14 protein-coding genes and 1 tRNA gene are annotated in these 13906 nt (G+C 55.9%); 9 read left to right on the top strand and 6 right to left on the bottom strand.

Translation table 11 applies throughout. From position 1 onward, the window contains the following. Window positions 1-393: 393 nt before the first annotated feature. Window positions 394-1278, bottom strand: a complete 885-nt coding sequence (locus R3F50_11940) for a LysR family transcriptional regulator (GenBank protein ID MEZ5491012.1) — start codon at window positions 1276-1278, stop codon at window positions 394-396. Between the two features lie 269 nt (window positions 1279-1547). Here R3F50_11940 and R3F50_11935 point away from each other — a divergent pair, with 269 nt between their 5' ends. The 3 genes from R3F50_11935 to R3F50_11925 all read left to right on the top strand — a co-directional run bounded on the left by R3F50_11935 (window position 1548) and on the right by R3F50_11925 (window position 2443). Then, complete coding sequence (locus R3F50_11935) at window positions 1548-1802, top strand: metalloregulator ArsR/SmtB family transcription factor (protein ID MEZ5491011.1); 255 nt, start codon at window positions 1548-1550, stop codon at window positions 1800-1802. A gap of 114 nt (window positions 1803-1916) precedes the next feature. Continuing rightward, window positions 1917-2243 (top strand): hypothetical protein, encoded by a 327-nt coding sequence (locus tag R3F50_11930; protein MEZ5491010.1) that lies wholly within the window; start codon window positions 1917-1919, stop codon window positions 2241-2243. A gap of 123 nt (window positions 2244-2366) precedes the next feature. Then, window positions 2367-2443: transfer RNA gene (locus tag R3F50_11925), tRNA-Met, on the top strand. Window positions 2444-2478: 35 nt separating this feature from the next. On the opposite strand, the gene R3F50_11920 is transcribed toward R3F50_11925, so the two are convergent. Next, the gene (locus tag R3F50_11920) at window positions 2479-3612 is read right to left on the bottom strand and encodes a site-specific integrase (GenBank protein ID MEZ5491009.1); all 1134 of its coding nucleotides are present in this window, start codon (window positions 3610-3612) and stop codon (window positions 2479-2481) included. 218 nt (window positions 3613-3830) lie between these two features. Further along, entirely contained in the window at window positions 3831-4697 is an 867-nt protein-coding gene (locus tag R3F50_11915; GenBank protein ID MEZ5491008.1) for an integrase domain-containing protein, read from the bottom strand. A 968-nt stretch (window positions 4698-5665) separates the two neighbouring features. On the opposite strand from R3F50_11915, the gene R3F50_11910 reads away from it, so the two are divergent. Further along, window positions 5666-7186 (top strand): transposase, encoded by a 1521-nt coding sequence (locus R3F50_11910; protein ID MEZ5491007.1) that lies wholly within the window; start codon window positions 5666-5668, stop codon window positions 7184-7186. Window positions 7187-7499: 313 nt separating this feature from the next. Here R3F50_11910 and R3F50_11905 read toward each other — a convergent pair whose 3' ends face one another. Next, complete coding sequence (locus R3F50_11905) at window positions 7500-8033, bottom strand: PAS domain-containing protein (protein ID MEZ5491006.1); 534 nt, start codon at window positions 8031-8033, stop codon at window positions 7500-7502. A gap of 85 nt (window positions 8034-8118) precedes the next feature. Then, a complete protein-coding gene (locus R3F50_11900) occupies window positions 8119-8556 on the bottom strand; it encodes an Rrf2 family transcriptional regulator (protein ID MEZ5491005.1) in 438 nt (145 codons plus the stop codon). Between the two features lie 171 nt (window positions 8557-8727). On the opposite strand from R3F50_11900, the gene R3F50_11895 reads away from it, so the two are divergent. From R3F50_11895 to R3F50_11875, 5 genes are read left to right on the top strand one after another with little or no spacing between them, the layout of a single operon-like run. Further along, entirely contained in the window at window positions 8728-9180 is a 453-nt protein-coding gene (locus R3F50_11895; GenBank protein MEZ5491004.1) for a cytochrome c, read from the top strand. A gap of 51 nt (window positions 9181-9231) precedes the next feature. Beyond that, the gene (locus R3F50_11890; protein MEZ5491003.1) at window positions 9232-10587 is read left to right on the top strand and encodes a cbb3-type cytochrome c oxidase subunit I; all 1356 of its coding nucleotides are present in this window, start codon (window positions 9232-9234) and stop codon (window positions 10585-10587) included. Between the two features lie 42 nt (window positions 10588-10629). Beyond that, window positions 10630-11448: a CbbQ/NirQ/NorQ/GpvN family protein gene (locus tag R3F50_11885; GenBank protein ID MEZ5491002.1), complete on the top strand. Its 819-nt coding sequence runs from the start codon at window positions 10630-10632 to the stop codon at window positions 11446-11448. Window positions 11449-11462: 14 nt separating this feature from the next. Then, the gene (locus R3F50_11880) at window positions 11463-13400 is read left to right on the top strand and encodes a protein norD (protein MEZ5491001.1); all 1938 of its coding nucleotides are present in this window, start codon (window positions 11463-11465) and stop codon (window positions 13398-13400) included. Then, window positions 13397-13630: a hypothetical protein gene (locus R3F50_11875; GenBank protein ID MEZ5491000.1), complete on the top strand. Its 234-nt coding sequence runs from the start codon at window positions 13397-13399 to the stop codon at window positions 13628-13630. The genes R3F50_11880 and R3F50_11875 overlap by 4 nt, the downstream gene beginning before the upstream one ends. Here the strand turns inward: R3F50_11875 and R3F50_11870 are convergent. Continuing rightward, a complete protein-coding gene (locus R3F50_11870; protein MEZ5490999.1) occupies window positions 13627-13887 on the bottom strand; it encodes a cytochrome C oxidase subunit IV family protein in 261 nt (86 codons plus the stop codon). The two genes, R3F50_11875 and R3F50_11870, sit on opposite strands and share 4 nt — an antisense overlap. Between the last annotated feature and the right edge of the window lie 19 nt (window positions 13888-13906).

The following is a 13906-nucleotide window of genomic DNA, read 5'->3' as shown; positions in this document are numbered from 1 at the left end:
CATGGGTAGACTGACGTCAATGGCCAGTAGCGATAAGGCAATATAGGAAGTGCTGCAACACCCCATTTGTCTTGGATTCTTCGCTACTAGTGCTGGCTGTCCCACGCCACGAATCAGTGTTGGAAGATGTCTCTCTCAAGTAAAGACCTGTCGTATCTGAGCCAGATCCAGTGCAGATCGATCAACCGAGCCAGACTTTTGGTGTCTGGATGCTGATCCACTCCTCTTGTACCTGAGACCACGCGACCACGACTGGCCGCCACAAGGACTGTCTTTAGTATGCACCGCTGGTGCGATGGACCTGGGCCGGTCACAATCTCTTGGGAAGAAGCGGCGGTGTGTTGCCTGGCAGGTCTAATGTCAGACAAAAAAAGAATGGCTACATGCGAATTTTCACGATCCGACGTGATTTACGCGGTGCATGAAGCTGTTCAACTGCTCGGACGGATCACTGTCTGGCCGTAGCAGGTAGGTCGTCATCATGAACGGGTTGCCCGCCAGCGGTCTGATAATGACGTCCTTATGATGGGAGGCTTCAAGCCGGGCCATGTTGGAGAAGCCGACCCCATAGCCCGCAGCCACCAATGTCAGCATCAAATCATGCGTGGCTACACGCTCTGCTACGACGGGTTGCGCATCAACCAAATTGAGTAGGCGGTCCAGTTGTTGGCTACATCCCTGGCAAACTTCCGGGCGGCAGAGTACCAGCGGGTAGTTCATGACTTCATGCAGGGGTACTCGCTTATGCACCAATAGGGGATGTCTGATTGGTACAGCCACTACCAAAGCATCATGCCAGACCGGCTCGGCGACGATACCGTCGACTACGTCATCGGACAGCGCGAAGCCGGCGTCATACAGATCACTGCGGAGACCTTTCAGTTGCTGCGAGAGAGGTGTCTCAAACAGGCGGATCTCGACTTCCGGCTCCTCTTCCCGGCAAAGCGCCAGTAATGTGGTCAAACGACTGCGAGCGATGCCGTCGGACAATGCAATACGCAGTGTGCCGCGATAGCCCGTAGCGGCAGCTTTGACGTTAGCCTTGGCCTGATCAATGCCTAACAAGACACGGCGGGCATCCTCCAGGAATACCTGGCCGGCCCAAGTCAGCCGTGTACCCCGGCTGGCACGGTCGAACAGTACGGCTCCCAGTTCGGTTTCGAGTTGCTTGATGGTGCGCGACAAGGGAGATTGCTCGATATTCAGTCGTTCGGCAGCACGACTGAAGTGCAATTCTTCGGCGACGGCGATGAAATATCGAAGGTGGCGTATCTCCATGCGCTATGTCCTCTCGATCAGCGCCACCACAGTACGATCATCATGATCGAACTCCCGGCTGTCTAGCCGAGGATGGGATCGATAGACGCATCCCTTTTATCATACTTCGGCGGCTGGGCAGCACTCTTGCGGTGGCATCCAAACCAAGAGTGCTCGGCGATCGAAGCCCCTATAGCGGTCCGCCTCCCGCAGGGTGTTGCATCGAATGTAATCAGCACGCCGAATGATGTACGATTGACTTAATTAAGCAAAACCAACATTATCATAAAATGGACAGCTTTGCTGCTCTTGCAGATCCCACCCGCCGCCGGATCATCGAGACCTTGGCGCAGGGTCCCCTGTCGTCCGGTGAAATTGCCGGACGATTCGATATCAGCGCACCGGCCATCTCGCAACACCTGAAGGCACTACGCACTGCCAGGCTGGTGCGAGTTCGCATAGCAGCTCAGTGGCGAATCTATGAGCTCGACGAGGAAGGCATTGATGAACTGCGGAAGTGGGTCGACAACATCAAGCGCTACTGACAACGGTTGAGGACTCGCACAACTGAGAACAACATGAGCATCGAATCATGATGCACTGCCCTGCCGCCATGAAAGCAGCGGTGACCCGATGGATGCAGCGGAACTAGAAAGCTGATGGCTGAACTCTACGCTGTAACCGACCATCCGACCGGGCTTGGGGAAACAACCTGCCCAATGAGAGCTCCAGGAGCAAGCAGCCACCAGCCCTACATCATCCAAGGAAACGATTTGCTTAATCATACTGAATTCTGGCAGGATCAGGCACTAGGGCGCAGGAATTTCATCTTTCCGGACTTTCGTTTCAGCAAGGATGAAATTGAACTTCTTGGGCAGTATCCAGCAAGCGCTATCAGGGTCCAATCAAAGCCGCTGCGGAAGGGGGTACTTTTGGGGGTACCGACCCGGAATTTTCGAACCTCAAAAAACCGGGAACCCGCATGAAACCTAGGGTACTGGCCACCTTCGCCGACTTAACGTGTGATCAACGTCTGACCCACCTCGCGGGCCGGGCAGAATTCTTGACAATTGAGCCGAAAATGACCAGAATTCGCCTCCTCAAATTGTGGCTACGTAGCTCAGCTGGTTAGAGCACAGCATTCATAATGCTGGGGTCGGTGGTTCAAGTCCACCCGTAGCTACCATTTTTTACCTTCAAAAACAGCAACTTACAAATCGATCAAACCAATTTTACGTTTTCCCGTCTCCCAACTGCGGGAGATTTGCGGGAGTTTTCATTTTTAATCAAGGTCAGCGTCGGCGCTGAACTACCGGACCAACTCACTTTCTCCACCGCGTCTATCAGTTCCCCAATTTCTGCAGCGGAGTAATGCGTGGTGATCTGGCCGTTCTTATGGCCCAGGAGAACCTGCCGGGTTTCATGACTGACGCCTTTGGCCCGCAACCGGCGACCGAAGGTATGCTTCAAATCATGTACCCGCGCCTGAGGTAATCCAGCTTCCTCCCGCGCCCTGCGCCACGCCTTGGTATTTATGCGATCAACAGGCTGACCCTTCGAGTAGGTAAAAACATATTCCGGGTTCCTCCCACGTTGGCGATTGATCACCGCCCGCGCTTCGGCATTCATCACTACCAGTCGATCCTCCCCATTCTTAACACCGCCACCCGGGACAACAAAGACGCTGGTTTTCAGCTCCGGAATTGATACTTCCCAATCCCACCGTAAACAAACCACTTCCTGTTCCCGCGTTCCAGTATTGACCTTGAACAAGGCCATTTCCCTTAAGTGTTCCGGCAAGCGCGCAAACAGCCTCGCCTGCTCGTCCCATGATAGGGGATATGGCTTTCGGGCATCGTCACAGTCAAGCAACTGCAGCAAAGGGGCTGTTTCAAGCCAGGTCAAACCCGAGTCATCCCGCCATAATCGGGCGGCAAGCGTCAGAATTCGCCGCACCACCGCCAGATCGCGGTTAATGGTGTTGGCTCTCATACCCTGCTTCCGACGGTGCCGGATGAACGACTCCAGCGTGCCCTGATGGACCCGGCGCAAAGGCAGATCACCTATATGCGGGTCCAGAATTCTCAGGGATTGTGCGTAACGGCCAATACTGCGCTTATGCTGGTAATCCAGCAAAAACCTGGTGGCCGCCTGCCGAAAAGTGCGCTCAGGTCGAATGCCATAAACAGTCGCCTTGCGCAGCTCTTCCAATCGTCTAATCAGGTACCTTTCCGCCTCCTCGAGCTCACTTGTTCCAGTGCTCTCGTGAAGTCGGCCATACCCCCTGACGCGTTTATCAACGTGCCAGATGCCCTGGGTGCCTCTCTTGTAGAGGCCCGGGATTCGCTTTGACATAGGAAATCTCCTCTATGCTTTGGCGAACACCCACAGCGTTTCATATAGTGCTCCGCCCAGGCGTCCATTTCAAGCCGATCAAAGGCAATGCCCTGCTTGCCAATGGGAATTTCCGTGAGGCTTATCCGAACCTCCCGGTTGAATCGGTTCTTGTCCATTCCTAAGTAGCCGGGGGCATCACGCAAACGAATAAATCGTGGAAGAATCGAAGTCATCTCTCAGCGCCCCAGGTAGACAGCAGTGATCTGCTCTCTGACATGGCCCAGCTCTTTGCTTATCGTCAGGCGGGCCTCATGGTCCCTTCGCCTTTGAGCCTCACTGAGTTTTCCTTTGGTAGGCCCACCCGCATGGGGCGATGGCCAGCCCGTGAGCTCCTGGTAGCGTTGCTGGGCATAGGCATGGCGCAGGCCATGCATTTTCGATAACCCGGCATTGGCAGTGTGGCGCTCGTAGATTCTCAGCTGCTCGATGTACTGCCGGCCACTGGGGATCAGAGAACCCAACCCGGCCAGTTGTTTTGCCTGTTCCAGTAAAGCTCGCTGCTCTATGGTGCGAATGGGCACTGTGCGTTCTCGCCCGCCCTTGGTCCAGCGGGCCTTGAGATGCAGGTGCTTGCCCCGGTCCGCCCAGCGGGGCTGAATCTTTAAGGCTTCTTCCCGCCTTAGCCCAAAGGCCTGTTGCAGGCGCAAGCTCATGCGAACGTGTTCATCCTTGACCTGAGCGAGTTGCTCCTGGGCCAGGTCTTTCGCCTTGCTCTGCTCGGACACAAACTGCCGGTCCGGTATGCCATAGAAATCGTTACTGCCGGCTACTACAGCCCGTTTGTTCACCTTCTCTGCCCACCAGCGCAAACAGCTCATCCGGTTCTTGATGGTGCCAGGGGAGAGGTTTTGTTTGAGCCACAGGTCCACCAGGGTCTGGACATGCTTTTGTTTCAAAGAAGTGGCCTTCAATTGTCGGAACCCCAAGTCGTGTAACTGGTTGGCGATAGCGCTCAGCTGGCGCTCTCGGCCCACCCGGGTTTCGAAGCTGCCTTCGTGACTGTGTTTGCATAACAATTTCAGTTGGTAGTTCAGGTCTCTCATAGTGTTGCATCCGTAGGTGAGTGTTTCTGATCACCTGGCAACATTGCTGCGCAGGCCTGCCGAAGCAGTACGATCACGGGACACCAATCCCGATTGACCTGAATGTGTCTGGCCATAAACAGCACGGTGTGTTTTCGCAAGAAAACTGGCCCGTGCAAACCAACGGTTATCCAGTCAAAAGCTGGGGGTGGATTTCTCCTTTTTAAGTTGAGCAGAACGCACTGACCGCCAGTGTGTTTGCGTGATTGAAGAGACTGTTGTTCAAACCGGGCATGAGCGCCCGACTATCAACAGTGGTTTTGGAACAGATTCCCATAACGAGTGGGAGAGGTTTGAATGAGCGCTACCCACATGATGCGGCACCGCGATATTTCGAAGATGGGCCGGGTCATTTCTGACCGCTGCGTCTAAATAGGCCCTGAGTGACGCGTTCAGCAGATTCCAAAACAACGAGACTCTGCCTACCCCCTTCGCTTGCGCAAGGTGGGGTCATCCTTGCCACTTTTCCGCAGTGGCCGCGTCTAGTGGGTCTACTATACGAACACGTAACACGGGTGTCACAGGGAATTCGATCCGCATCCGCTGTGGTTTTTATAGAACACCTGGTGCTTTGATTGTTAGGACCCGGTCGAAAAATGACACTTCAGCGACATTGAGCGCGGTTTTTGCACACGGGTATTCACAAATTTCGCTACTTAATGCAGTGGTTCCAGTGGAACCAAGCCTGAAAACGCATTTAGCAGATGCGGTACTGAGATTATTGCCGTAGAGCGGAGGCGCCCACGTCACTACCCGCTTTCGCTCTGTAGTGACGTGAGCAGCGAGTGTCTTACGCCTTCTTCCCCTCGGTAAACTACCGCATTGGATGAATCGCGACAGGCTCGGAGGCCACTTCTGATGTGGCATTATCCGGCCTCCCGATACAGGCTGGTTTGTTCGGTCTTCCTGGTCTCCAAGGCGGAACCACCATGTTGGCACAAGGCAGGGATGGCCTTGGCAAAACCGCTTACGAACGCCATCTACCCGAGCAGACACTACTCTACCAGCTCGTCGAAACGCACTACCCCGCCCTTGTGGACCAACTGGCCCAGCAGGGTAAATCCCTACCTGCACATGTCCACCGGGAATTTGAGGCTTACCTGAAGTGCGGTCGCCTAGAGCACGGCTTTCTCCGGGTGCGCTGCGACAAATGCCACTTCGAGCGTCTGGTAGCTTTTTCCTGCAAGAAACGCGGGTTCTGCCCCAGTTGTGGCGCCCGCCGCATGGCCGAGACCGCCGCCCTGCTGGCCGATGAGGTATTTCCCGATGTCCCGCTTCGCCAGTGGGTCATCAGCTTCCCCTTTCCCCTGCGCTACCTGTTTGCGGCCTACCCCCAGGCCATGGGCAAGGTGCTGGGCATCGTTTACCGGGCGATCTCCACCCACTTGATCCACAAGGCCGGATTATCGCTCAGGGATGGCGCCACCGGGGCAGTAACGCTAATCCAGCGCTTCGGTTCCGCCCTGAACCTCAACATACATTTCCACATCCTGTTTCTGGATGGCGTCTATGTGTATCGCGACAATCGACCACCCCGATTTCGCCGCGTCAAGGCACCGGACAAAGGCGAGTTGGAGGAGTTGGTTCAACTGATCAGCCAACGCGTAGGCCGCTGCCTCGAGCGCCAGGGCATGCTGGAACAGGACACCGAGAGTGCCTGGCTGGACCTCGACCCCGCCGAGGATACCGATGCCATGCCACAGATCCTGGGCAGTTCCATCTCCTACCGCATAGCCGTTGGCTCACAGCAAGGCCAGAAAGCGTTCATGATCCGCACTATCCGCCCGCTGGAGCGACCTGATCCTGGTTTGGAGCGGGTCGCCAAGGCCAACGGATTCTCCATGCATGCCGGTGTGAGTTGCGAAGGGCATCAAAAAGAAAAACGTGAGAGGCTGTGCCGCTATATATCCCGCCCGGCCGTGGCTGTTCCCCGCCTGTCACTGAGCTCCACGGGAAAGGTGGTCTACACGCTGAAAACTCCGTACCGGGATGGAACGACCCAGGTGGCCTTCGAGCCGGTGGATTTCGTTGCCCGTTTGGCGGCACTGGTGCCGAAGCCGAGGGTCAACCTCACCCGCTACCATGGCGTTCTCGCTCCAAACCACCGCTGGCGTGGGCTGGTCACGCCAGCCAGGCCTGGGAAAGGCATCAAGTCTATCTCCAACGCAGAAGTCCGCACACCCGCCGAGCGCCATACCGCCATGACCTGGGCCCAGCGCCTAAAACATGTGTTCAGTATCGACATCGAGGTCTGCAGCCGCTGCGGCGGATCTGCCAGGGTCATCGCCTGTATCGAGGACCAGGACGTCATCGACCGGATCCTGGATCACCTGCGCCAGAAAGAACAGGAAACACCGACTCGGCCATTGCTGGTGCCACCGACCAGAGCGCCACCTGGGACATTGCCGCTTTTCGCTGGGAAGGATTCCAGACCAACAGCACCCCACTAGCAAGGAAGCCAGGGAAACCGCATGGCACGAGCGGTTGCGCGCGCTCGTTCAGGATTGACCAGATAGGAATGGTATGTCCAACGCCGCGAACAGGATTTTCGGGTCAATAGATGGAAACTTCGACAGGTCTGCAGGTCCGGGCAGCACAATCAGCGAGGATGTCTACTCTCGATAGGCCGTTAATATGTCCTATGCCTGGCCAGGGGAGCCCGGGGGGATCGATTTTTATTCACGGTTATGCACCCGAATTATTTCGCTTATTGTAAAGCACACATGGCGAGAACTGTTGATCTCGCACAGGTTTCGGGCGGTGTCATCGCCGCAGGTGTCTGAGTTCCGCATAAGTCGCGGTGACATCACGCATCACTGCCACTATGCCGACCAGCGCTCCCTCCGTATTTTTTACCGGGGCAACCGTAAACTGGATTGATAAAGGTTCGCCGGATTTGCTGAGGGCTGGCACTGCCAGCAGTTCATCCGCCGGGTGCTGCGCCTTGCCGGACTGCATCATTCGGTAGTACCCATCCCAGTGGCGCTGTCGGAGCCGTTCCGGAATGATGATATCCAGTGATTCGCCCATGGCTTCCGCGTGCGAAAAGCCAAATATTCGTTCAGCACTGGCATTCCAAAAGCGAATCAGTCCTTCGCGATCCGAAAACACCACCGCATCCGGAATGTCGGACAGCACGGCCGCGCCCAGGCGAGCCAGCTCAGCACCGCCCAGCGTTTCCGCCCGGCCGCTGCGCCCAGTGAGCCCCATATAGGCGGGATCAACCTCATGCATGGAGCAGGGCGGGGAGCTCAGCGGCGGCCCAGGTTTGATATCCGAATTGATTTCCTTTGTCATCCGCTTGCCTCTCCCTACAGTCGGGGAAGTTGCAATGAAAGGTTTGTGCCCAGCCCTGCCGCGCGGCGCCCGTCCCAACGCGAGTTCACGCAATGTTCAGTAAATCCACCAGTCGCTCGCGCCTTCGCCCCTTCACAATGTCGGCCAGATTGTACCCGTCAAGCACCACAAAAAAAGCGTCCAACGCCTCCGTTAACATAGTCTGTAGTGCACAGGCAGGGGTCAGAACGCAGTGATTATTCCGCCCGAGGCATTCCGTGAGTGCGAGGTCGCTCTCCATCGATCTAACCAACTGTCCGATGTTGATCTGCGCCGGATCGGTGCTCAGGCGCAGACCACCATTTTTCCCGCGCGAGGCTACCAGATAGCCCTTCTGGCTCAGTTCCTGGACCACCTTCATGAGATGATTCTTCGATATCCCATAGACCTCGGAAATCTCGGCAATGGTGGTATTTTCCTCGCCCTTGAGTGCCAGGTAGATAAGTACCCGCAGGGAATAATCGGTGAAGGTGGTCAGGCGCATTGGCAGGTCCGCGTGGCGGTTGGCCAGTCAGTATACATAAAGATGGATAATGTTTGCATCTTTAGAAGATGCGTATAAAATGCACCTTAATGCATAATATACATTTTCGCGAACCGGCCATATCCGGCATAACGTACTACACTTTATCTATTTAATTCGGGGAGAGACCCAATGGCCGAAGTGCTCACCAGATCAGCGGCACGCAATATATTCTATGGCGGCTCGCTATTCTTCTTTCTTGTTTTTGCCGGACTGACCGCGCATACCCACTGGTATATGAAGAACGTCTCCACTGACGAGGAAGCTCTCACCGACAGCGTGAGGCAGGGTAAACATGTCTGGGAAGAAAACAGCTGTATCAACTGCCACACCATTCTTGGCGAGGGGGCTTATTTTGCGCCGGAGTTAGGCAATGTCTGGACCCGTTATGGTGGTCGCGACAACCCTGACAATGCGCGCGCCGGACTGAAGGGCTGGATTCGCGCCCAGCCACTCAACGTACCTGGTCGCCGCGTGATGCCCAAGTTTGATCTCAGCGAAGAACAACTGGATTCACTGGTGGATTTTCTCCAATGGACCGACTCAATCAATACGCAGAATTGGCCGCCCAATAATGCGGGTTAACAACTCATTCAATAGGCAACGCCTTAAGTTTACTGTCAGAGGATCGTATCGATGAAATATGAAACACAATGGGTGGCCTTACCGTTTTTTGTGGTGGCGATGGCTCTCTTCACTCTGCAGATCGTGTTTGGAATTATGGCGGCCACAGTGTACGTCATGCCCGAATTCCTGTCGGAGGCAATGCCATTTCATATCATGCGGATGAGTCACACCAATCTGCTAATCGTCTGGTTGCTGCTGGGATTCATGGGGAGTACCTATTACCTGATGCCGGAGGAGGCGGAAACGGAGATTCACAGCCCGATGATCGCCTATCTGCAGTTGGCGATCTTCGCAGTGGCAGGTGCTGGAGCGCTGCTCAGTTACCAGCTGGGAATTCACGAGGGCAGGGAATTTCTGGAACAGCCGTTGTGGTGCAAGATTCTGATCACCGTTTCATTCCTGATGTTTCTCTACAATACCAGCATGACCCTTGCTAAAGGTCGGAAAACAGCCATCAATCTGATCTTGATGCTGGGGCTTTGGCTGGCGGCGGTGTTCTGGTTGTTCGCCTTCGTCAACCCAGGTAACCTCGCCGTCGACAAGCTCTACTGGTGGTGGGTCGTGCACCTGTGGGTAGAAGGCGTGTGGGAGTTGATCATGGCCTCTCTCCTGGCTTACCTGTTGATAAAAATGACCGGAGTGGATCGGGAAATCATCGAAAAATGGCTCTACGTTATTATTGGTCTGGCACTGTTCTCGGGTTTGCTCGGAACCGGGCACCATTACTACTGGATTGGCGCTCCCGGGTATTGGCAGCCGCTGGGCAGTATATTTTCGACGCTGGAAGTCCTTCCGTTCTTCGCCATGGTGATGTTCGCCTTTTTTATGTTCTGGAAAGGCCGGCGTAACCATCCCAACAAAGCTGCCATGTTATGGACCCTCGGCAGTGCCACACTCGCGTTCTTTGGAGCAGGCGTGTGGGGTTTTATGCATACTTTGTCGTTCGTCAACTACTACAGCCACGGCACACAGGTAACGGCGGCCCACGGTCACCTCGCATTCTTTGGCGCCTATGTCATGACGGTGCTGGCAATCATCACCTACGCCATGCCGCAACTTCGACGGGTTCAGCCCTATAGCCAGATCCTTAACATGTGGAGTTTCTGGCTAATGACATCGGCCATGTGCTTCATGACCTTTACGCTGACTTTTGCAGGGGTGGTACAAACACATTTACAGCGCGTTATGGGCATGAACTACATGGAGGTCCAGGATCAGCTGCAATTGTTTTACTACATGCGATTGGGTGCGGGAATTGTAGTGGCTGTGGCGGCAGCGGTTTATCTTATCGCTATTTTTGGACCGACAAAATCACAGGTTTCTGCCAGTGCCGAGAACCAGCTGGGAACGGCAACTGCACAGTAAGTGGCTAGACTCAGGCCAAACTGTGCGTAACAGGAGTTCACGATGACGAGCACGGCTGCCACGACCATGCCCACCGAGCATGGTATGCCGTTTTACCAGGCTGTTGGTAACGAGTGTGAGTTGTTTGAACAGGCGTTCAGGCAGCAACTGCCAATGCTGCTAAAAGGGCCTACCGGTTGCGGCAAGACCCGTTTTGTCGCCCATATGGCAGCCAAACTGCAACGACCGCTCTTTACCGTGTCCTGCCACGATGATCTTACCGCGGCTGACCTCACTGGCCGCTATCTCCTGCAAGGCGGAGAAACCCGGTGGGTAGACGGCCCACTGACCCAGGCAGTGCGCGAGGGCGGCATCTGCTACCTGGATGAGGTGGTAGAGGCGCGCAAGGATGTCACGGTGGTACTGCATCCACTGACAGATGATCGGCGTTTACTACCGCTGGAGCGAACCGGTGAATTATTGCAGGCACCCGATAACTTCATGCTGGTTGTGTCCTACAACCCCGGCTACCAGCACATTCTCAAATCGCTGAAACCCAGCACGCGACAACGCTTCATAGCCAAGAGCTTTGACTTCCCGCCGCCGCAGCTCGAGCGCGACATTGTCGCCCGTGAAAGCGGCTTGCCACCGCAGCAGTGCGCCGCGCTGATTAATCTCGCTGTGCGTTTGCGTACCATGAAAGGACAGGATCTCGAGGAAGGCGTATCGACTCGATTACTGATCTATTGCGCGACACTTATCGCCAATGGCATGCCCGTGTCCCAAGCCGCACAAGCCACACTGGTGGAACCCCTGAGCGATGACATCGATGTGCAGGAAGGACTGATGGAAGCCGTTCGCGCCACCTTTGGCGAGGACTGAGGCAAGGCACCCTCGTGTTTGAATGGCTGGAGTTTGAAGAGAAAGTTGGTCGCGTTTGGCACCGCTGGGCCTCCTCGTACAGTGCCAGCTTTCCCGACTACCCCGAAGCGGCGATCACGCTGGAAAGTATCGCCGCACCGCTGGCGGTGTTTTTTCGAGTCAGCGGGGGCGCCGCCGGGGTCGCCGTAGCCTCGATGGCTGCTCGCACCTCCTCGCACCGGCTCAGTCTGCGCCAGCGCCTCGGATTCGATGAAGAATCGTTGAACCTGGCACGGCTGGATGAAGAAAACCTGCTGCTGCCAACAAAGATTGCCTTGTTCAACGAGGCGGGTCTCAATCGGGATTTATATTTCTGGCTGGCAGCCCTGCTGGGAGTAATGCAAGCGGAGAGAGCTTATATCGATCCCCTGCGTCAGGACATCAGTGGTCTGCGCCAGGCCATCAGGGCCAGCGAAACTGCGCTGCGGGAATTTCCCGGACTGCGCGAGCGCCATACCCGGCTGCGACAGAAGCTGTTGGCGATGCGCCCGGTCCGCTCACTCCCGCCGGTAGAGGCGGCTATCGAGTCGGTGATATGCCACCTGCTGGGCGCCTCTGACCCGCTATCGCCAGAAGCAAAGCGGTATCGTGAAGCAATCGTGAACCCCACATTCAGCTTGCGCGAGTTCAGGGCTCCACCCGGGTACCGACAGCCACTGCCTGTCCCTCTATGGGCAAGTCTTGGTCACCTGGGCACTGCCGATGTCGCCGCCAGTGACGATGATGAGCCGACGGAATCTCCCCCGGCAGCCGGCGGACAAACAGATGATAAGCGCAAGGCAGAACGAAGGCGTCAGGATCAGAGTGAACGTGACGACCCCCTGGTATTCAATCGCTTCGAGAAAATTCTGTCGTTCGCGGAAATGGTAAACGTGAATCGACTGATTGATGAAGAAGAGGACGAAAACGCCAAAAGCAATGCCGAGAACATGGACGAGTTAACACTGAGTCCGAACCAGCAACGTGCGGCTTCACAGCTTAAGATGGACCTTGATCTGTCGCCCGCTGCGGCGGACGGCGAGCAGTTGCAGGCCACGCTGACTTACCCTGAGTGGAACTACCGAAAACAAGCGTATCAGCAACACCACTGTCGCGTGCTGTGTCAAACACAGGAGGAGGAAAGCAATGGCATAGCCATTGACGATCAGACAAGACGCCGTATCGACCGGGTCAGAAGGCAGTTTGAAGCACTGCGGCCGCGCCGGGAATGGGTGCGTGGACAGACCGATGGCAACGAGCTCGACATGGATGCGGTAGTGCGCGCGCACTGTGACCTTGCCGCTGTCGGCGACAATAGCGCCGGGCTGTATATGAGCGCGCGAGCGCAGGCCAGAGACCTGGCAGTTTCCATTTTGATCGATGTTTCGCTATCGACAGATGCCTGGGTTGAGGACCGGCGCATCATCGATATCGAGAAAGAGGCTCTTCTGGTGCTGGCGCACGGACTGGCGCGCTGCGGTGACGATTACTCCATCCAGAGCTTTACATCACACCGACGTCACCGGGTGTGGGTAAACACCATCAAGTCGTTTGAAGAAGCCATGAGTGAGACCACTGAGCGCCGTATCAACGCCCTCGAACCCGGGCACTACACAAGGATGGGCGCGGCCATACGCCACACCGCCGCGGAGTTGGGTAAACGCCCCAACCGACACCGTTTGTTACTGGTATTGAGTGACGGCAAACCCAGCGATAGCGATTACTACGAGGGACGGTACGCCGTAGAAGATACACGACGAGCCATCATGGATGCCAGGCAGCAGGAACTGAAGGTGTTTGGTATCACGATCGATCGGGATGCCCAGCAATACATTACGCACCTGTTTGGGCGCGGCGGCTACGCAATGGTGCAAAAGCCGGAGCATCTCTCACTGGCGTTGCCGCGCATCTACCAGCAGATAATAGCCAGATGAGCAAAGCGCGACAGTCATTCGCTATTGCTATCGGCATAGCGATCTGCGTGCTGACCGTTACGCCCTTCGCACTGGCCATCAATCGATTTGACTGGGGCGTGGGATTGTTGCTGGTGGCACCACTGCTGGTCTGGTTGCTGTTGCGGATGGGTCGGCGACTGGAACGCTGGTCCCGCGACGAAACCGATATCCCGCTTCCCGACCCGGACTATCCAGAAGACAGCCTTTAACCCAGATGTGGGACGAGATACCCCAAAAACACCAATACTAAGGTGGCGATCAGCAGGATCATGAAGCCACTTTTCCATCCGGCACTGGAGACGCGCAGATTGAGGTAGACCATCAATATCTGCCGGACCTTGAAACCGGCGCTTGCTAAAATCAGTATCGCCCCCCACAGGGGCAAATTCTGCCACTGCGAGCTGTCGCCAAGCTGCGCCGTGGACATTGACAACACCGTCAGCGTCACCAGCAAAAGCCAGGTCATTACTAATCGTCTGCTTTCG

This window comes from Gammaproteobacteria bacterium (assembly GCA_041395725.1).
In the GTDB taxonomy this organism is placed as follows: Bacteria; Pseudomonadota; Gammaproteobacteria; order Pseudomonadales; family Pseudohongiellaceae; genus NORP240.
Note: the sequence above shows the minus strand (reverse complement) of the source record. Positions and strands in the feature narration are given on the sequence as shown.